General features: G+C 69.5%; 15 protein-coding genes. 5 read left to right on the top strand and 10 right to left on the bottom strand.

What is annotated here, in order from left to right:
- Window positions 1-116 precede the first annotated feature (116 nt).
- Together ACQPXB_RS02320 and ACQPXB_RS02315 are read right to left on the bottom strand one after the other, a co-directional pair.
- The gene (locus ACQPXB_RS02320) at window positions 117-836 is read right to left on the bottom strand and encodes a glutamine amidotransferase (RefSeq protein ID WP_432849268.1); all 720 of its coding nucleotides are present in this window, start codon (window positions 834-836) and stop codon (window positions 117-119) included.
- Window positions 833-1,375, bottom strand: a complete 543-nt coding sequence (locus tag ACQPXB_RS02315; protein WP_432849267.1) for a helix-turn-helix domain-containing protein — start codon at window positions 1,373-1,375, stop codon at window positions 833-835. Before ACQPXB_RS02315 ends, ACQPXB_RS02320 begins: the two co-directional genes overlap by 4 nt.
- A gap of 127 nt (window positions 1,376-1,502) precedes the next feature.
- On the opposite strand from ACQPXB_RS02315, the gene ACQPXB_RS02310 reads away from it, so the two are divergent.
- Window positions 1,503-2,948, top strand: a complete 1,446-nt coding sequence (locus tag ACQPXB_RS02310; RefSeq protein WP_432849266.1) for an amidase — start codon at window positions 1,503-1,505, stop codon at window positions 2,946-2,948.
- Between the two features lie 11 nt (window positions 2,949-2,959).
- Here the strand turns inward: ACQPXB_RS02310 and ACQPXB_RS02305 are convergent, their stop codons facing one another.
- The 3 genes from ACQPXB_RS02305 to ACQPXB_RS02295 form a co-directional block, all read right to left on the bottom strand.
- On the bottom strand, window positions 2,960-4,030 hold the full coding sequence (locus ACQPXB_RS02305; protein WP_432849265.1) for a WxL protein peptidoglycan domain-containing protein: 1,071 nt from the start codon (window positions 4,028-4,030) through the stop codon (window positions 2,960-2,962).
- An 89-nt stretch (window positions 4,031-4,119) separates the two neighbouring features.
- Complete coding sequence (locus ACQPXB_RS02300) at window positions 4,120-5,718, bottom strand: fibronectin type III domain-containing protein (RefSeq protein WP_432849264.1); 1,599 nt, start codon at window positions 5,716-5,718, stop codon at window positions 4,120-4,122.
- Window positions 5,719-5,839: 121 nt separating this feature from the next.
- On the bottom strand, window positions 5,840-6,940 hold the full coding sequence (locus ACQPXB_RS02295; RefSeq protein WP_432849263.1) for a HupE/UreJ family protein: 1,101 nt from the start codon (window positions 6,938-6,940) through the stop codon (window positions 5,840-5,842).
- A 293-nt stretch (window positions 6,941-7,233) separates the two neighbouring features.
- Between ACQPXB_RS02295 and ACQPXB_RS02290 the strand changes: the two genes are divergently transcribed.
- Window positions 7,234-7,887 (top strand): hypothetical protein, encoded by a 654-nt coding sequence (locus ACQPXB_RS02290; RefSeq protein ID WP_432849262.1) that lies wholly within the window; start codon window positions 7,234-7,236, stop codon window positions 7,885-7,887.
- Between the two features lie 61 nt (window positions 7,888-7,948).
- Here ACQPXB_RS02290 and ACQPXB_RS02285 read toward each other — a convergent pair whose 3' ends face one another.
- Window positions 7,949-8,839, bottom strand: coding sequence for an SDR family oxidoreductase (locus tag ACQPXB_RS02285; protein WP_366577565.1), 891 nt, complete (start codon window positions 8,837-8,839; stop codon window positions 7,949-7,951).
- Between the two features lie 42 nt (window positions 8,840-8,881).
- Entirely contained in the window at window positions 8,882-9,625 is a 744-nt protein-coding gene (locus ACQPXB_RS02280) for an SDR family oxidoreductase (protein WP_220245805.1), read from the bottom strand.
- Between the two features lie 321 nt (window positions 9,626-9,946).
- On the opposite strand from ACQPXB_RS02280, the gene ACQPXB_RS02275 reads away from it, so the two are divergent.
- Complete coding sequence (locus tag ACQPXB_RS02275) at window positions 9,947-13,288, top strand: phosphodiester glycosidase family protein (protein WP_432849261.1); 3,342 nt, start codon at window positions 9,947-9,949, stop codon at window positions 13,286-13,288.
- A gap of 53 nt (window positions 13,289-13,341) precedes the next feature.
- Here the strand turns inward: ACQPXB_RS02275 and ACQPXB_RS02270 are convergent, their stop codons facing one another.
- The 3 genes from ACQPXB_RS02270 to ACQPXB_RS02260 form a co-directional block, all read right to left on the bottom strand.
- Window positions 13,342-13,722 carry a DUF427 domain-containing protein gene (locus ACQPXB_RS02270; RefSeq protein ID WP_432849260.1) on the bottom strand — a complete coding sequence of 127 codons (381 nt, stop codon included), beginning with the start codon at window positions 13,720-13,722 and terminating at the stop codon, window positions 13,342-13,344.
- Window positions 13,723-13,878: 156 nt separating this feature from the next.
- Complete coding sequence (locus ACQPXB_RS02265) at window positions 13,879-14,250, bottom strand: hypothetical protein (protein ID WP_386946853.1); 372 nt, start codon at window positions 14,248-14,250, stop codon at window positions 13,879-13,881.
- A 22-nt stretch (window positions 14,251-14,272) separates the two neighbouring features.
- A complete protein-coding gene (locus tag ACQPXB_RS02260) occupies window positions 14,273-14,638 on the bottom strand; it encodes a hypothetical protein (RefSeq protein WP_366577557.1) in 366 nt (121 codons plus the stop codon).
- A 432-nt stretch (window positions 14,639-15,070) separates the two neighbouring features.
- On the opposite strand from ACQPXB_RS02260, the gene lanKC reads away from it, so the two are divergent.
- Window positions 15,071-17,617 carry a class III lanthionine synthetase LanKC gene (gene lanKC / locus ACQPXB_RS02255; RefSeq protein ID WP_432849259.1) on the top strand — a complete coding sequence of 849 codons (2,547 nt, stop codon included), beginning with the start codon at window positions 15,071-15,073 and terminating at the stop codon, window positions 17,615-17,617.
- Window positions 17,618-17,649: 32 nt separating this feature from the next.
- Window positions 17,650-17,802: a SapB/AmfS family lanthipeptide gene (locus tag ACQPXB_RS02250; protein WP_220245799.1), complete on the top strand. Its 153-nt coding sequence runs from the start codon at window positions 17,650-17,652 to the stop codon at window positions 17,800-17,802.
- Window positions 17,803-18,169: the final 367 nt, after the last annotated feature.

Below are 18,169 nucleotides of genomic sequence, written 5' to 3'. Positions count from 1 at the left end.
TCGTCTCCTCATCCACTCCGCCTGTTCTCCTGTCGTGCCCGTGCAGGCGGGTTCCGATCCCGCCGGCCTCCGTGAAGCCGCTGGGATCCCAACGGAACTTTCCCGATTTTACCTGGTCACGCGAGACCGGCGAGCATCTCTTCGGCTTCGTCGAGCCACGACGCGAAGACGGTTCGCGCCGCGCGGGCCAAGGCCGGGCCGTGGGTAGCGGCGTCGGCGCGGAGGGTGCGGGGATCGACGCCCGCGGCGGCCAGTTCCACACTGTGGCCGATGAGCCAGGGTTCGAGGCGGGTGTGGTCGGCCTCCAGGTGGAACTGGAGGGCGAGGGTGCCCGGGGCGGGGCTGAAGGCCTGGTGCGGGAAGCCCGGGGTTTCGGCCAGCGTCGTCGAGCCGGCGGGGATGGCGAACTGGTCGCCGTGCCAGTGCAGGACCGGGACACCGTCCAAAGGAGACAGAACGGAGTCGCGGCCGGCGGGGGTCAAGGTCAGCGGCGCGTAGCCGATTTCCTTCTTGCCCGTCGGGGTGACGTCGGCGCCGAGGGCGGCGGCGATGAGCTGGGCGCCGAGGCAGATGCCCAGGGTGGGGCGGCCCGTCGAGAGCCGCGCGGCGATCGCGGTGAGTTCGGCCGCCAGGTTGGGGTACAACGCGGTGTCGCCGACGCCGATGGGGCCGCCGAGGACGACCACGAGGTCCGGGGCGGACAACAGCTCCGGCGTGATCGGGTCGACGCCGGCTTCGAGGTAGTCGACGGTGTAGCCGCGGGCCGACAGCAGCGGTTCGAGAACGCCGAGGTCCTCGAAAGCCACGTGTCGCACCGCCAACGCGCGCCTGGTCACGGTTGCTCCTCCGGGGCCGCGATCACCACGAGCACCTCGGCGGGCTCGGCGCTGATCGACTTGACATAGTGGGGAATCCCGCCGCGGAAGTACACCGAGTCGCCCGCGGCCAGGCGTTCCGTGCGGTCCGGGAAGCGCATCTCGATCTCGCCGGAGCGCACGAGGATCAGCTCGTCGCCGGAGTGGGCGCGGTAGAGGCACTCGACCTCGTCGGTCGGCGGGTAGATGAGGAACGGCAGCATCTGCTTGCCGACCACGCCGCCGGCGAGGTGCACGAAGCTCGAGCCGGAGTCGGGGACCGTCGGGTCCGCAGCGGCGCCGGCGCGGCGGACTTCGAGGTTGGCGCTGTCCTGCGCGTCGCCGAAGAGCTGGGTGACGTCGACGCCCAGGGCCTCCGCGAGGCCGATCGCGACAGCGATGGAGGGCGTGCTGTTTCCCCGCTCCACTTTGGACAGATACGACTTGGTGAGGCCCGTCCGGCGGGCGAGCTCGTCGAGCGTCCAGCCGCGTTCCCGGCGCAGCATCCGCAGGGTCCTCACGTGTCGAAGCCTCTCACCTGGTCGATGTCTCATAATGAGACACGGTTGACAATAGGAAACCTTGTGTCATGGCACCGCGGTGTCCTACCTTCGAAAAGCCCACCAGCCGAACAGGAAGGGCACCGCGATGAGCAGCACCGCCGCTGTTGACGAGTGCCTCTGTTACCTGCCCGCCGAAGAAGCCCTGCGCCGGTTCAAGGATCGCACCCTCGCGCCCAGTGAACTCATGGCCGCCGTGATCGAGCGCTGCGAAGAGGTCAACCCGCACGTCAACGCGATCACCAACCGGTTCTACGACCAGGCCCGGCAGCAGGCGGCCGATGCCGACCAGCGCTACCGCGACGGAACCGCGCGCCCGCTCGAGGGAATTCCCTTCGCCGTCAAGGAACTGCACCCGGTGAAGGGCGTGACGACGTCGTGGGGCTCCAAGATCTTCGAAGGCGTCGAAGCCGACCACACGCTGCCGGCCATGCAGCGCATGTTCGACGCCGGCGCCATCATGCACATCCGCACCACCACGCCGGAGTTCGCCCACTGCGGCCACTGCCACAGCCCGCTCTACGGCATCACCCGCAACCCGTGGAACCTCGACTTCAGTAGCGGCGGCTCGTCCGGCGGCTCGTCCGTCGCCGTCGCGACCGGCATGGCCGTGCTGGCCGGCGGTGACGACGGCGGCGGCTCGCTGCGCATACCCGCGTCGTCGTGCGGGATCGTCGGGTACAAGGCGCCGTTCGGGCGCAACCCCTCGGCGCTGCTGGACACGATGTTCGAGGCCATCGTGCACGTCGGCGTGCTCGGCCGGACCGTCGGCGACGTCGCGCTCGCGCAGAACGTCGTCTCCGGCCAGCACCCGGACGACATCACGACGCTACGCGAGCGCGTGACCATTCCCGCCGGTCCGGGCTCTGTCGAGGGCCTGCGGATCGCGTACTCGCCGGACCTGGGTTACGTCGAGGTCGACACCGAGGTGGCGCGGAAGACGGAGGAAGCCGTCGCGAAGCTCGCCGAGGCCGGCGCCGTGGTGGAGCAGGTGGACCTCGGCTGGAACGAGAGCACGTACGACGCCTGGGTCACGCACTGGCAGGGGCTGTTCGCGGCCATCGCCGGGGAGCACATCCCGCAGTGGCAGTACAAAATGGACCCGTTCGTGCGCCGGCTCATCCGGCAGGGCCAGCAGCTCGACCACGTGCGGGTCAAGAAGACAGAGCTCGTGCGCACGGAAATGTGGACGAAGCGGTCCGCCGTGTTCGCGAACCACGACCTGATGGTGTGCCCGACGCAGGCCGTGCCCGCGCTGGCCGCGGACCACCAGAACGACGACAAGTCCTTCACCGTCAACGGAAAACCGGTCGACGCGTACCTCGCGTGGGCGCTGACCTACCCGTTCAACCTGTTGAGCCAGCTGCCGGTGCTCACCGTGCCGTCGGGCGTCAGCGACTCGGGAGTGCCGACGGGCCTGCAGATCGTCGGCAAGCCGTACCACGACGAGACGGTGTTCTCGGCGGCGAAGGCGTTCGAAGCCGTCGCACCGTGGGCGCAGCGGCACCCGAACCTTGAGGACACAGCGGTTTAGGACACAGCGGTTTAGGACACAGCAGTTTCGGACTCGGCGGTTTCGGGCTCGGCAGCGGTTTCAGGCGTCTCGGAGGGGAGCTCGACCGGGCTTCCTTCCTCCGAGCCCGCCCGGGGCTTCCGCAGCCGCCGAACCACGAAAACCACAATGAGCACCAGCAAAACCAGCACGACCAGCAACGTCCACGGGATCGCCCAGCCACCGGCCGAACCCGTCACGACCGCGAGCGGCGCGACCGAGCCGGACGCGTCCGTGAGCAACGGCGTCAGCGAGACGTCGGCGGACAGCCGCACCCCCGGAACCACACCGTGGACGGGCACCGAAACGTGCCACGTCTCCCCCGGCAGCAGCTGCGGCGAGTCCGGGATCGTGGCGGCCGGAGCGGTCCAGGCGCCGAACAGGCTGGAGACCGACGCGCTCTGGCGCGCGGCGGTGATGGCGTTGCCGGTGTTGTGCAGGGTGTAGGACAGCGTGGCGTCGCCCGAGCCGAACGGGTTCGCCGTGCCCGAGTAGTCGACGTGCGCGTCCTCGACGGACAACGCGGGAGCCAGGTCACCGCCCACGCGCAGGCGGATCCGGATGCCGAGGCGGCGCTCGACGGTGCCCTGCTGCACCGACGTCACGATGCCGCCCAGGAAGTCACCGGCCTTCGTGCCGGAGGGAACGGTGATCGTGAAGGGCACGTCGGCCGATTCGCCGGGCCCGAGCTTCACGTGGTCGGCCGCCGCGCGCGCCCACGCGCCGACGCCGACGGACTTCTTGTCGCGCGCGAGGAGGTCGACCTGCCCGTCGGGCCGGGTGAACGCGTCCGCGGTGTACACGGCCAGCTCCAGCGGCGCGGTGCCGTTGTTGACGACCTTGAGGCCGTCGTGCACCTGCTCCCCGGCCCCGGCGGTGTAGCTGTAGTTGACACGGTCGGCGCCGAACTCGTTGGCCGCGGTGCTGACGGCCCAGGGGACGGTGTCCTGGGAAGCCGTGTCCTGGGAAGCCGTGTCCTGGGCGGCGGCAGGCATCGCCGCCGTGGCGGCGAACCCGGCGGCGAGCAGCACCGCGGCGAGCGCGCGGGTGAGCGTGGAACGCATGTGCAGTCCTCGGGCAGGTGGGCAGAGCGGGGTGGGCGGCAGGGGCGGGTGCCGGCGAGCACCCGCCCCTGCCTGGGGGATCAGGCGAGTCAGCTCAACGCGGTGAGCGTGGAGCCGAGCTTGCCGAGGGTCTGGCTGACCCAGCGCGGACCGTCGTGGTCGTCGTGACCGTCGTTGCCGTGGCCGCCGTTGCTGCTGCCACCGCCGTTGTTGCCGTGGCCGTTGTCACCCTTGGTGTGGATGACGACCTGGTCGATCACGGAACCGACCTTGCCCGCGGGCGAAGCGCCCTCGTTCGGGCCGCACCACTTGACGTTGCCGCGCTCGACGGCGGCGTTCGGAGCGGCACAGGTGCCGCTGCGGACTTCCTGGACCTCGAGCTTGTCGTCCCGCACCTGGACCTTCACGTACGTGCGCACGTGCTCCTGGTTCTCGACGGAGTTGGCCCAGTGATTGTCCGGGTTGAGCGGGTCGGCCCCGTAGTTCGGGTCCTTCGTGGTGTCCGGGTCGGTGAGGTCGTAGTACTTCGACCCCGACGCGGAGTTCGCCGTCACGTAGACGACACCACCCGGGCCCTGGACCACCGAGGTGGCGCCGGGCTGCTCGGCCGGGTTGGCCTTCTTGCCGTTCTTGATCACGTAGCTACGCGAGTAGCTGTGGTCGTGGCCCTGCAGGACCAGGTCGACACCCAGGTTCGAGAACGCCGTCGGGAAGTCCTGGCGACGCAGCTGGTTGTCACCGTCGTTGGCGTGGTCGGCCGGCGAGTAGATGGAGTGGTGGTACACGAGCACCGTGTACTTGGCGTCCTTGCCGTGCTTCTTGATCACGTCGGTGACGTACGCGATGTGCGCGTCGTCCGCGCCGTTGGCGTAGGCGTTGCTGTTCAGGTCGATGAACAGCACACCCTTGTAGGTGTACCAGTAGTCGCCACCGGAGTTGGTGTTCTGCGAGCCGTTGTAGAAGGGCGTCGAACGGTCGGTGTTCGGCGTCCAGAAGTGCTGCTCGTAGGACTTGCCACCCACGTCGTGGTTGCCGATGGTGGCGGCCCACGGGTACTGGCGCAGCTTGTCCGAGCCGAGGAACGCGTCCCAGTCCGCCTCGGTGTTGGCGGTCTCGACCTGGTCGCCACCCGACACGAGGAGCTCGGCCTTCGGGTTGGCGGCGAGCGACACGTTCAGGGTGTCGGCCCAGCCGGCCCCGTCCTTCGCGACGTCACCCGACGAACCGATCTGCGGGTCACCGTAGAACAGGAAGTCGAAGTCGCCCTTGAAGGACTGCGTCTTGAAGGAGTACGTCGGCGACCAGCCGTCACCGTTGCCGATGCGGTAGGAGTACGCCGTGTTCTGCTGCAAGCCGTCGAGCGTGGCGTGCGCGTTGAACCCACCGTTGACCGCGTTGCTGCCAATGACCGCCGCGAACTTCTTGGCGTTGGTGGGGAACTTGCCGTGGTTGAGCCAGTTGGTCGGCACCAGTTCGACCGTCTGGTCGGCGTTGGTGTCGGTGTACCACGACAAGACGCGCTGCGATTCCTTGGCACCGACGCCGAGGACGATGGTGTTCGCCTTGGCCGGCGCGGTCGGCGTCCAGGTGGCGGCGGTCGCCGAACCGTTGCCGAACGCCAGCAGGAGGCTCACGCCCACCGTGGCGACACCGAAGGCGAGGTTACGCCCGGTTCTGAGTGGTTTCATCGGATTTGCTTTCCCTTTCGGGTCAATGGGTCGGGAAGACCGATTGGTAGCGTTATCGCCCTCGGTGTGCGGTAGGTGAACTTCGCCCGAAGGACGGGTGGACCACCCAGGAATAGCGCGGTCACCCAGCCGCGATGCGCTGCACGAACCAGGTGAGCCCCATCACTGAAACGGCCGCGGCGATCACGCCGGTCGTCCACTGTGGAGCGAAGGTCGCCCGGCGGCGGATCAGCACGAGAAGCGGGAAAACGATCGCAATGATCGCCAGCTGCACCGTCTCGATGCCGACGTTGAACACCAGCAGCGACCACAGGAGCGTCCAAGACCACGCCGTGTCGATGCCCAGCGCCGAAGCGAACCCGAGGCCGTGGCAGAGACCGAAGCAGAAGACCACGGCGAGCCGGGTCCACCCGGTGCGGTCGAGGCTGAAGTGGCCTTCGCCGAGGAGGTCGTCGTCGATGCCGTTGACCTTGCGCCGCCACAGGCGCCAGAGCGGCCAGGCCGCGACCACCGCGATCGACAGGGCGATGAGGGGTTCGATGATCGCTGCGGGCACCGTGACCAGGCCGAGTGCCGCCAGCACGAAGGTGACGGAGTGGGCGAGGGTGAACGTGGTCGCCGCCAGCACGATCTCGCGCAGGCGCCGGGAGCCGGCGATGAGCGCGAGCAGGAAGAGGATGTGGTCGAGACCAGTGAGCAGGTGCTCCGCGCCGAGCCGGAAGAACTCCCAGAACCGCTCGCCGAACGACTGCTGCGTGGAGAACGACGGCTGGTGCGCGTCGAGCGCGGCACTGCCCGAGGTCAGGTCGAGGTCGTAGGTGACGACCGTCTTGGTGTCGCGGACGTAACCCTCGGCGTCGGCGAACAGCGCGCTGCGCACCTCGTGGGCGTCGGCACTGCCGCAGCGGTAGTCGAGGTCGAGCACCGCGTACGGGACGCCTTCCCGCTGCTCCATGCGGAAGCCGCCGTCTTTCGTTGGCGTGCAGGGACTTTCCGTGCTCACGTGGAAGCGTTCGGTCACGTACTTGATCACCGCGGCCGAGTGGTCTTCGAGGGCTTTCGCCTGTGCGGCCGAATCGCGTGCGTCGAACGCAGCAGTGCCCTGCTGGAACAGCGGGTCGTCGTGTTCGGCGTCCGCGACGGAAACCACCAGCAGGTCGTACTCGAGGCCGAGCTCCGCCCGCACCTGTCCGGAGCCGGGTGAGGTGACGCCGGCGTACACGACCGATGAGAAACCATGCGCCGAAGCGGTGGAAGTACCGAGAATAACCGCCAGTGCGGCGAACGCGAAAACTGTTGCCAGGCGGGCGAAACTTCTGATGCGGCGGGGCATGGACTTCCTCTTTCCCGGTTGCTCGCCCGCACTTTGCTGGGCTCAAGCGAACAACTGGCGGAGAGCGGGCGAACATGCAGCGACCGGATTCCGACGGAAGAAAGCGGCGCACCGGAAACGGGCGGCGATCGGGTAGGAAGGAGGCCGACTCGCTCACCACTGGCCTGAAAGGACGATCCGGCTTGCGTTCACGATTCGTGGTCGTCGGTGCACTGACGGCAGTGCTGCTGAGCGGATGCGGCGCCACCGACGATTGGTCGGGACCACACCCCGCGCCCACCGCCGTCGGCGTGCTCGGCCAGGGCTTCACCAGCACGCCGCCGACGCCGGAAGCGACGATCACCCCGCGGCCGGGCTCGTGGGACACCGTGCACCCGGCGCCCGGCTACCGCGTGGTGCTCCTGACCGCCGGCGCCGACGCGCAGACGAAGACGCTGGTCGGCGCGGTCAAGGACTGGGCCGCGCAGGAGAAGGTGAGCCTCAAGGTCGTCACGGCCGACGACCCCGCCCGCCACATAGACAGCATCGTCGAGGCCATGAACCTCGCCCCGGACCTCATCATCACCGCCGGCAGCGAGCTGATCGACGCGGTGACGGTGGTCACGGCCAGCCACCTCGACCGGCAGTTCCTCGTGCTCGGCGCGGAGATCGCCGAACCGACCTTCAACGTCACCGCCGCCAACTGGGCGGGCGCCACCTTCCGCGGCTCCGGACTCACCGCGGCCACGGGCGACGACCCCGGGTCCTTCACCCCGGCCCGGGCGGCGGCGGCCGTGCGCGCGGGGGTGGCGAGCATCCTGAGTGGACTCACGGGGATCGTCATCCGGGTGAAGTAGACACGGCGAAGGGAGGGAAGCCGGAGCTCCCCTCCCTTTACCCACGGTCCCTTCCGGACGGTCACTTCCGGATCGTGAGCAGATCCGCCAGGTCGATGCGCTCGTAGAACTCGCGGTGGATGCGGTCGGCGACCGCCGAGACCTCGGCCGACCCGTCGTCGGACGGGTCGATGATCACGCGGTACGGGCGCTCGCCGCGGGGCAGGGCGACGATGCGGGCGATCTCGGCGGCGACCGACGAGACGTCGGCGTCGGCCGGCTCGAGGGCGGCGAGCTTGCCCGAGACCTGCTCCATCAGGCCGGCGTACTTCGTCTCGTAGTCGGCGACCACGGCGTCGTCGGCCGGGCGGCCCGAGTGCGCGAAGTGGTTGGTGCCCGAGGTGAACGCGCCGGGGACGACGATCGATGTCTCGATGCCCCACCGGGTCAGCTCGGTCGAGTAGCTCACGGCGAGGGCGTCCATGCCGGCCTTCGCGGCGAAGTACGGCGCGAGGTACGGCGGGGTGCCGCCCTTGACGCTGGAGCTGGAGACCCACACGACCAGGCCTTCGCCACGGCGGCGCATGCCGGGCAGCACGGCGCGGTTCACGCGCTGGGTGCTGAGCACGTTCACGTCGTAGAGCTCCGCGAGCTGCTCCGGCGTGAAGGCCTCGGCCGGGCCGGTGACCATGTGGCCGGCGTTGTGGATCAGCACGTCGATCGAGTCTCTCTCCGCCTCGATCTTCGCGACAGCCGCGTCGATGGACTCCTGCGAGTTCACGTCCAGCTCGACGGCCCGCAGGTCGACGCCGTGCTCCTTCGAGTAGTCGGCGACGGCCTGGACCTGCGGGGCGTTGCGGCCGGTCGTCTCGCGCATGCCGGCGTAGACGGTGTGGCCTTGATCGGCCAGGGCGCGGGCGGTGAGGGCGCCGAAGCCGCTGGAAGCACCGGTGATGACGATGGTCTGGGACATGGGAGTTCTCCTTCGAAGCCTCAGTTGCCGGGACGGGGTGACTCAGATGGCTCCGCCGTTGGCGTAGATGACCTGGCCGTTGACCCAGCGGGCCGGGCCGGCGAGGAAGGCGACGGCTTCGGCGACGTCTTCGGGCACGGCGAGGCGCTCGAGCGGCGGGACCTTGGCGAGGCGGTCGATGACTTCCTGCGGCTTGCCTTCGAGGAACAGGGCGGTCGCAGTGGGTCCGGGGGCCACGGCGTTGACGGTGATGTCACGTCCGCGCAGCTCGCGGGCCAGGATCAGGGTGATCGCGTCGACCGCACCTTTGGAAGCGGCGTAGGCGGTGTAGTTGTTCAGCGCCAGCTTGGTCACCGACGTCGAGAAGTTGATCAGGGCGCCGCCGGAGCGCAGCCGGCGGGCGGCCTGCTGGTCGACCACGAAGGTGCCGCGGATGTTGACGCGGTGCATGCGGTCCAGGTCGTCGAGCTTGAGCTCGGTCAGCGGGGCCAGGAGCATGATCCCGGCGGTGTGCACCACCACGTCGACCCCGCCGTAACGCTGCTCCGCGGTGTCGAACAGGGCCTCTACCTGGGCCTCGTCCGCCACGTCGGCTTGCGCCGAGCTCGCGGTGCCACCGGCGGCGGTGATCGCGGCTACGACCTCGTCGGCGCGCTGCGGGTTGCCCGAGTAGTGCACCAGCACCTGCATGCCGTCCTTGGCCAGGCGCTCGGCCACGACCCGGCCGATCCCGCCCGACCCGCCGGTCACGATCGCGACGCGCTGCGTGGTCTCGTTGCTGGTCATCTCAGTCTCCGTATCGTCGTTTCGCTCTGTTGGTACCAACGTTACATCTGAACTCGTATCCGCGCTAGAGCATTCCCGTATCAACGTTATGACCTAGGCAACACCAGCGCGTAGCGGCGCTTCTCACGGCTACCCCCGCTCATGTGGCGCAACCCACGCGGCGTTTCGCCCGGATCGGAGCCGCCCGTTCCCTGCCGCACCCCTGCGCGCCGACGACGGGACATCTTGTTTTCACGGGGCGGTGCTGGGGTGACGTGCGCACATCCCCGTGCACCGGAACGAGGAGCTGTCTTGAAACGCAGTCGAAGAAGCAGCGCGGTGGTGGCCGCTCTGCTCGCGGGAAGCGTGGTCACCTTCGGGGCCACCGGAACGGCGGAGGCCGCGGCACCCAAGCCGTGGCTGCCGGCCACTCCCGCGAACTGGAGCCTCGTCGTCGATCAGACGAAGACGACGCCGGTGACCGTCACGCGCGGCGTGACCCAGTACTCCGAGACCTACGACACCGTCGGCGGCCGCCAGCACACCCAGGTGCTCGACGTGAACCTCGCCGACCCGAACGTGCGCCTCGGCGTGGTCGAAGCCGGCGACGTGATCACCAACCCGGCCGACGAGACGGTCGGCTCGATGGCCGCCCGCACCCACGCGGTGGCCGGCGTCAACGGCGACTTCTTCGAGATCAACGCCAGCGGCCGCCCGCTCGGCGGCGTGATCACGAACGGCAAGCTGCTCAAGAGCCCTCGCCCCAACTTCAACGCGCAGCTCGGCGTGCGCGCCGACGGCACCATGGTGCTCGGCCCGCAGACGTTCTCCGGCTCGATCACAGACGGCGCCGCCAGCACTCCCCTGACTTCTGTCAACGTTGTCAACGACGTGGCGTCCGGCGGCATCACCGAGATCACCCCCGACCTCGGCGGCGCGACGGCTCTCCCGGCCAGCACGCTCGTGCTCGGGCACGAGACGAAGGCGGGCACCTTCGTCGTCGACTCCGTGCAGCCGGGCGTCACCGCGGCGCCGGCCCTGACGAAGGGCCAGCTCGGCCTCCTCGGCGGCGGCGCGGGCGGCACGTGGCTGTCGACCACCGTCCACAGTGGAGACTCGGTCTCGGTCACGGCCGACACCGGCGGTCTCAAGCAGCTGCTGTCCGGCTCGACCATGCTGGTCAAGGACGGCGCGGTCTACAACGACCCCACCGGCAACCCGCCGGGCGGCGTCAACCCCGAGACCGTGGTCGGCGTGAGCAAGGACGGCAAGCACACGATCATCGCCACGCTCGACGGGCGCCTCGGCGCGAGCGCCGCGCTGGGCGTGACGCCGGCGCAGGTCGCGGGCTACATGGTGACCCACGGCGCGTACAACGCGGTGCTCTTCGACGGCGGCGGCTCCACCGAGATGGTGGCCCGCGAGCCGGGTGACCCGGCCGTGTCGGTGATGAACAGCCCGTCCGACGGCCACGAGCGGCCCGTCGCCAACGGCGTGTTCATCTACTCGACCGAGCAGGCCCCGGGCTTCGCGCGGTCGATGGTCGTCAACGGCAACAAGGGCGTGGACACCGTGCCCGGCGCGACCGTGCCGGTCCCCGCGTTCGGCCTCGACTCGCTCGGCAACCCCGCGCGGGAGAAGGCGTCCGTGCAGGTCGTGCCGTCGACGCTCGGTTCGTGGCAGGACGGCCAGTTCACCGCGGGCCGCGCGGGCACCGGTGTGCTGATCGCCCACGCGGGCATCGCGGTCTCCGTGCAGCCGCTGCGCGTCGTCGACCGGCTCGGGTCGCTGCAGATCTCCCCGACCGACCCGGATCTGAACAACGGTGGGACGCAGACGTTCACCCTGTCCGGTTCGACGTCCTCCGGCACCGCGGTCGCCATCCCCGCGGCCGCGGCTTCGTGGTCGGTGAGCGACGCGTCGCTGGGCGGCGTCGACAAGTCCGGGGTGTTCACGGCGGACGCGGTGAACTCGGGCCTGGAGAAGGTGATGGCGAAGGTCGGCGGCGCCACAGCGACCGCGACCGTGGCCATCGGCAGTGTGTCGCAGGAGCTCAACGACTTCAGCGACCCGTCGGCGTGGAACCTGCGCAACACCACGGGCCAGCCGGCGACGATGGTCGCCGCGCCGGGCGTCGTCCCGCCGGGGTCGACGGCTTCGGCCTCGACGCAGCTGACGTACACGATGCCCGCGGGCTCCGGCGTGAAGCAGCTCGTGCTGTCGCCGAAGGCCACGATCACAGCCGGCGCCAACGCCGGCGGCCAGAACCCGACCGGCATCGGCGTGTGGGTGAAGGGCGACGGCACCGGCATCCAGCTGGCCGAGTCGTACATCGGCATCGACGGCGCCACCACCACGCTGTACCCGACCACGGTGACGTGGAAGGACTGGCGCCTCGCCATCGCGACGTTGCCGCCGGGGCTGAACTTCCCGCTGCGGATCAGCTTCGTCGACTTCCTCACGATCAACCCGAGCCAGACGACGTCGGGCACGCTGAACGTGAGCGATCTGCAGGCGCTGTACTCACCGCGTCCGCTGGTCACGCCGCCGTACCAGGCGATTCCGCAGAACCCCTCGTGGCTGAAGTTCTCGGAGAACGCGGCGGACTTCTCTCGGTCGGGCTCGACGATGCTGCTGGGCGACGACGCGCACCTGGTGGCGAGCGACCCGGGTTCGGCGTCGTCGAACGTGATGGACACGATCAAGGGCCGGCTGCCGGCGTTGCCTTCGCAGGCGCGGCCGTCTTCAGTGCAGGCGCTCGGTGACATGTCGGACGACGGTGCGGTGCCCGACCTGCAGTTCGCGCAGCAGAAGATCGCCGCGCTGGGCGTGCCGTACCACGACGTGGTGGGCAACCACGAGATCAGCCAGGGCGTGCTGCCGGAGAACGGCAACTTCGCCCAGGTCTTCGGGGCCACGCACTACGAGTACCAAGCCGGCGACGCGCAGGTGATTGTCACCGACAACGCGCACGGCAGCCTGCAGTCGTCGGACGCGTTCCAGTCGCCGGCCGAAGCGCAGTACCCGTGGCTGGTCAAGCAGCTCACGGACGCTTCGTCGCAGACCGTGCTGGTGACCACGCACATGCCGGCGTACGACCCGCACCCGGTGGCCAACAGCCAGTTCAGCGACCGGTGGGAAGCGCGCATGTACGTGCGGCTGGTGCAGCGCTACCAGCAGACGCACCCGGACAAGCACGTGGTGATGCTCTACGGCCACGCGCGCGGGTTCGCCGACCAGGTCATCGACCCGCTGGGCAACCCGACGTCGCCGGCCGCCGGGGGCATCCCGCAGCTGACGATCGCGGACCTCGGCATGCCGGCGTACGCGCCTTCGGACGAGGGCGGCATCTACCACTTCGTGCTGCTGCACACCGCCCGCGGTGACGTGCAGTTCTCGGTGGAGCCGGTGCTGTCGTCGATCGCCGTGACGGTGCCCTCTTTGCAGGTGGGCGCCTCGGCAGTGGCTTCGGCCACCGGTGCCGAGGTCGGCGGTGACAACCTCCCCGCGGCCACGATGCCGATCGCCGATCCGGCCTCGCACGTGTGGTCGTCGAGCGACACTCGCGTCGCTTCAGTGGACGCCAAGACGGGCAAGATCACCGCTCGCCGCGCGGGCACCGTGACGATCTCGGTGACCAGCGGTGGCGTAACGGGATCGGCGTCGCTGACTGTGACGCGCTGAGTTCTATTGCCGGGCGCGCTCCTTGGGGGGCGCGCCCGGCTTTTTTTCCTGCGTCAGGCGGGCAGTTCCTCGATCGAGACGCGGTCGGCGTAGAACGCGAGGTGGTCCTTGATCGGGGACACCGCGTCGTAGGGCTCCTCGTACGTCCAGACGGCGTTGTCACCCTGGGCGCCGGCCGGGGTCAGGGAGTAGTAGGACGCGTTGCCCTTGTACGGGCAGTACGTGTGGTGCTCAGTGCGCGCGAGGGCGGCGAAGTCGACGTCCTCCCGGGGGATGTACTGCACCGCCGGGTACGTGGACTCGCGCAGCACCTGCGCCCGCGTCGTGTCGGCGATGACCGTGTCGCCCAGCTTCACGACCACGCGCGCCGGGTTGACCTCGACCGTGATCGGGTGGTCGGGGCCGGGGATCTTCTGCTGCGTTGCCTGGGACATGGGTCTCCTCGTTCCGCTGCGGGTTCTGTAGTGCGTAACGACGAAGTGGCGCGGACCCTTCCCGTCGCGGGCGGGCCCGGGACACCGTCCCCGGAGGGCAGCGGCCTGGTCACGATCCGTCAGACGCCCGCGACCTGCGAGAACCAGCTGCGGGGCTCAGGCCGAGACGCGCTTGGGGGCGGTCCGCCACAACCAGTACAGGCCGACCAGCGGCAGGACGAGCGGGATGAAGACGTAGCCCTGGCCGTAGACCGACCACACGGTCGCGTCGGGGAAGGCCTGGCGGTCGAAGATGCTGAGCGTGCCGATGGTCAGCACGCCGAGGAACTCGATGCTGCACGCGACGAGGGCGACGCGCCACCAGCGTTCGCCGCCTTTGGCGAGGGCGACCGTGGCGAGGATGTAGACGACGGCGGCGAAGGCCGAGAGCACGTAGGCCAGCGGCGCTTCGTGGAACTTCGTGCCGATCTGGACGCCGGCGCGCGACGTCGCGGCCAGCGCGAAGATCGCGTACACCGCGACCAGCACCCGGCCCGGGCCCGTGGCCGTCTTACGCGCTTGCTCCACTCCACACCTCGTTCAGTCGCAGCACCATCACCGGGATGGCCAGGCAGGCGATGCCGAGCACGACCGTGCTCGACCGGCTCCGCTCGGCCAGCGCCCACGCCGCCCCGACCGGCAGCACGACCAGGCAGCCGATCAGGTAGGCCAGGAACGTGGCGAGACTGCCCGGCTTCTCACCGCTCACGAGCAGCACGATGCCGACCACGAGCTGGGCGACGAGCAGCACCTCCACCACACCGAGCGCGACGAGCAGCGGGGTGTCCGGCAGGCGCTTGCGCGCGGCCTGCACGAAGCTCCACAGCGCGACCAGCAGTGCGCACACCGCCACCGCCACCGCGAAACCGAGAATCACCCGTTCCTCCTTCTGCCGCGCTGGCCACAAGGTACCCGCTGGCGTTTCCGGGGCTGTTCGCCGAGGGCTGCCGACGTGGCCGGCGCCACGGCCGTCGGTCTCGTGTGGACTGAGCCCTCCCCCAGGTCCACGCGGCCGTCGAAATCGGACACGGGAATCCGTTGATGGCATTCTGCCAATTTCACGGTACAGTTACGCAGCAGTTCGCCGGACCTGCATGAACAATGCGCAGCGCCGGGTGTTACACCACGACCGAGTGGTCGAGTAATCCGTGAAATCACACAGGGTCCCCGGTTTCGGACTCCGGCGGCACTTCTGTCTACCCTGATCAGCCCAGCCGAACCCCCGGGTTGGCGGATTGGCCTGTGCACCTCCGGCGTGCGGGAATATTCCTCGTCAGGGAGTGCGGAAGTACGCGGAGGGTGCGGTTTCATGGACATGCGGTATGAAGCGTTCTGCTTCGCGGATCCGCTGTTCTTCGACGAACAACGCGAAACCGGAGCGCCCGCCGACGACTTCGCCGCCGCGCTGCCGGCGCCGGGACCGATGTGGACGGTGGGCACCCGCGGCATCTGGCGCGTGCTGCACCCGCAGGGCGTTGACCTGCCCGAACAGGGCTGGAAGGTCCACGTTTCGGCCGGAATGGACAATGCGGACCGCGTGCTGGCGGCGGTGCACGAGTACTGCGTGGACCGTCGCGTGGCGTTCAAGCACCTGCGGTCCCGAACCATCCTCCTGGCGCGGAATTCGAAATACGCACCGCGCGACGGAAGCGGCAAGTTGATCACGATTTATCCGGTCGACGAGTGCGAACTGGCGCGAGTTCTTCAAGATCTTTCCGAACGGCTGAGTGGCGAACATGGCGCTTATGTGCTCAGCGACCTTCGTTACGAATCCGGACCGTTATACGTACGTTATGGCGGATTCGCCGAACAATGGGTGGAACACGACGGCACTCGAGTGCTCGCGATCCGCAAACCCGACGGTACACCCGTGCCCGACCGGCGCGAGCCCGTTTTCTCGGTACCCGATTGGGTGAAGATTCCGGCGTGTCTGGACGCGAGCGTCGCGGCTCGCAAAGGCGGCGATCCGGGGCAGTTCCCCTACCGCGTGACGAGCTCCCTGCACTTCTCCAACGGCGGCGGCGTGTACCTCGCGGAGCACAAACAGCACGGCCGGCCGGTCGTGCTCAAGGAGGCGCGGCCCCACGCCGGGCTGGACCGCGAGCTGGTGGACGCCGTCGAACGGTTGCGGCGCGAGCACGACGTGCTGCAGCGGCTGGCGGACGTTCCGGGCGTTCCGGACGCGTACGAGCACTTCACTGTGTGGGAGCACCACTACCTGGCGATGCAGCGGATGCCGGGCACGTCGTTGGGCAGCTGGCTCGCGCTGCACTACCCGCTCACGCGCCGCGACAGCACCGAAACCGACCTGCTGGCGTACCGCGACCGGGCGCTGGGGGTGCTCGCGCAGGTGGAGCGGATCGTCGCCGACCTGCACGAACGCGGGGTGGTGTTCGGCGATCTGCACGCGCTGAACGTGCTGGTGGCCGACGACGACACCGTGTCGCTGATCGACTTCGAGATGGCGTTCGACGTCGCCTCGGGTTCGCGGCCGGCGCTCGGTGCACCCGGGTTCCGCGCGCCGGCCGACCGGCACGGGTTCGACATCGACCGGTACGCGCTGGCGATGCTGCGGCTGTGGCTGTTCCTGCCGTTGGCGACGCTCCTGGAGCTGGCGCCGGCGAAGCTGCGCGGTGCGGCCGAGTTCGCGCAGCGGCGGTTCGGGCTGCCCTACGGGTACGCGGACGAGCTGGTGCGGGTGCTGGGCTCGCCGGGCGTCGGCGTGACCCACACCGCGCTCGACGAGGAGCGGCCCGACTGGACGCTGGTGCGCAAACAGGTCGTGGAGGGGATTCTCGCTTCGGCCACCCCGTCGCGACTGGACCGGTTGTTCCCGGGCGACATCGAGCAGTTCCGGGTGGGCGGCGCGTGTTTCGGCTTCGGCGCGGCGGGCGTGCTGTGGGCGCTGGACGTGGCGGGCGCCGGCCGGTTTCCGGAGCACGAGCAGTGGCTGCTCGACGCCGTGCGCCGCGAGCCGCCCGCGCGGCCGGGGTTCCTCGACGGCAGCCACGGGATCGCGTACGTGCTGGAGCACTTCGGCCACCACGACGCGGCTTCGGCCTTGCTGGCCTCGTCCCGGGCCCTGGTGGACCAGACCACTGATCACGCGTTCGAGGGCGGGCTCGCGGGGATCGCCCTGACGCAGCTGCACTTCGCGACTTCGCGCGGCGACAACGAATACGGGCGGCAGGCGTTGGCAACCGCGGTGTCTTTGGCGGAAACCCTGGAGACGGCCGCGCCACCGGGGAAGTTCGCGCGGGCGGGGCTGTTGAGCGGCTGGTCGGGGCCGGCGTTGCTGTTCATCCGGCTGTACGAACGGACCGGTGAGCCCGCGTGGCTGTCGTTCGCGGACCAGGCACTGCGCCGCGACCTCGAAGAATGCGCCACGGCGGACGACGGCTCCCTGCAGGTCCGCGACGGCGAGCGGCGGACCCTGCCGTACGCGGGCATCGGCAGCGCCGGGATCTTGCTGGTGCTGGAGCAGCTGGCGCGGGTTTCGCCGTCCGCCCTGGCGTGTTCCAACCTGCCCGCGCTGCGCGAGGCGTGCCGCGGCGAGTTCGTGATCCAGCCCGGCCTGCTGCACGGCCGCGCGGGACTGATGGCGGCGCTGTCGTTCTCCGAGGCGCCTTCTGACCGGGTTCGCTCCGCCATCGACCTGCACCTGGCGCGCCTGGCCTGGCACGCCGTCCCGTACCGCGGCGGCCTGGCCTTCCCGGGCAACCAGCTGCTGCGCCTGTCGACCGACGTCACCACCGGGAGCGCGGGCGTGCTGCTCGCGCTGTCGGCCCTGCTGGACGGCTCGGAGGTGCTGCCTTTCCTGGGCGCCACGCCGTCCCCCCACACCTCCGGCCGCTGATGGCCGGCGGAAGAACACGAGAAGGGATCACCATGGAACTGGTTCTCGACTTGCAGGCCCTGGAAGCCCCCGAAGCCCTCGAAGGCCACGGCGGCGGCCACGGTCACGGCCACGGGGCGCCGAGCAACCTGAGCCTGCTGGCGTCGTGCGCGCACAGCACGCTCAGCCTGCTGACCTGCCACTGAGTTAGCTGACCTACTGACCCTTCGATCCTTGTCGACCTTCTGACGTTCTTCCGGCGGTTCGGGTGTTCTCGGGTGCTTCGGCTCCCGGGTGCCTTGCGCCGGGCGTCACGGACCGGGTGCGGGAGCGGCGCAGGCCAAGTGCGCCGCTCCCGCCTCACCATTCTGCCCCGGGGCTGCGGGTTTGGTCACCGGGTTCGCTGGGTTCTGCCGCGCGGTTGGCGGCAGGTTGGGCTGGTTGGACGAGGAGCGAGATGCCCGGATACGGAGCACCTTCCGACAATCCCGTCGACGCGGTGCCTACCGCCGGCCCCGCCGCGCCCCGCACCGATTCGGCAAGCACCGGTTCCGAACGGCAAGTTGCCACCCC

The sequence above is a fragment of the Amycolatopsis sp. CA-161197 genome (assembly GCF_050942255.1).
Classification (GTDB): Bacteria; Actinomycetota; Actinomycetes; order Mycobacteriales; family Pseudonocardiaceae; genus Amycolatopsis.
The sequence above is the reverse complement of the archived record's forward strand: the minus strand, read 5'-3'. Positions and strand labels throughout refer to the sequence as shown.

What these genes read in the sequence shown, in the direction of transcription:
- ACQPXB_RS02310 (WP_432849266.1), top strand. Translation starts at nt 1,503, where the DNA reads ATGAGCAGCACCGCCGCTGTTGACGAGTGCCTCTGTTACCTGCCCGCC.
- ACQPXB_RS02305 (WP_432849265.1), bottom strand. Translation starts at nt 4,030, where the DNA reads ATGCGTTCCACGCTCACCCGCGCGCTCGCCGCGGTGCTGCTCGCCGCC.
- ACQPXB_RS02300 (WP_432849264.1), bottom strand. Translation starts at nt 5,718, where the DNA reads ATGAAACCACTCAGAACCGGGCGTAACCTCGCCTTCGGTGTCGCCACG.
- ACQPXB_RS02285 (WP_366577565.1), bottom strand. Translation starts at nt 8,839, where the DNA reads ATGTCCCAGACCATCGTCATCACCGGTGCTTCCAGCGGCTTCGGCGCC.
- ACQPXB_RS02280 (WP_220245805.1), bottom strand. Translation starts at nt 9,625, where the DNA reads ATGACCAGCAACGAGACCACGCAGCGCGTCGCGATCGTGACCGGCGGG.
- ACQPXB_RS02270 (WP_432849260.1), bottom strand. Translation starts at nt 13,722, where the DNA reads ATGTCCCAGGCAACGCAGCAGAAGATCCCCGGCCCCGACCACCCGATC.
- lanKC (WP_432849259.1), top strand. Translation starts at nt 15,071, where the DNA reads ATGGACATGCGGTATGAAGCGTTCTGCTTCGCGGATCCGCTGTTCTTC.
- ACQPXB_RS02250 (WP_220245799.1), top strand. Translation starts at nt 17,650, where the DNA reads ATGGAACTGGTTCTCGACTTGCAGGCCCTGGAAGCCCCCGAAGCCCTC.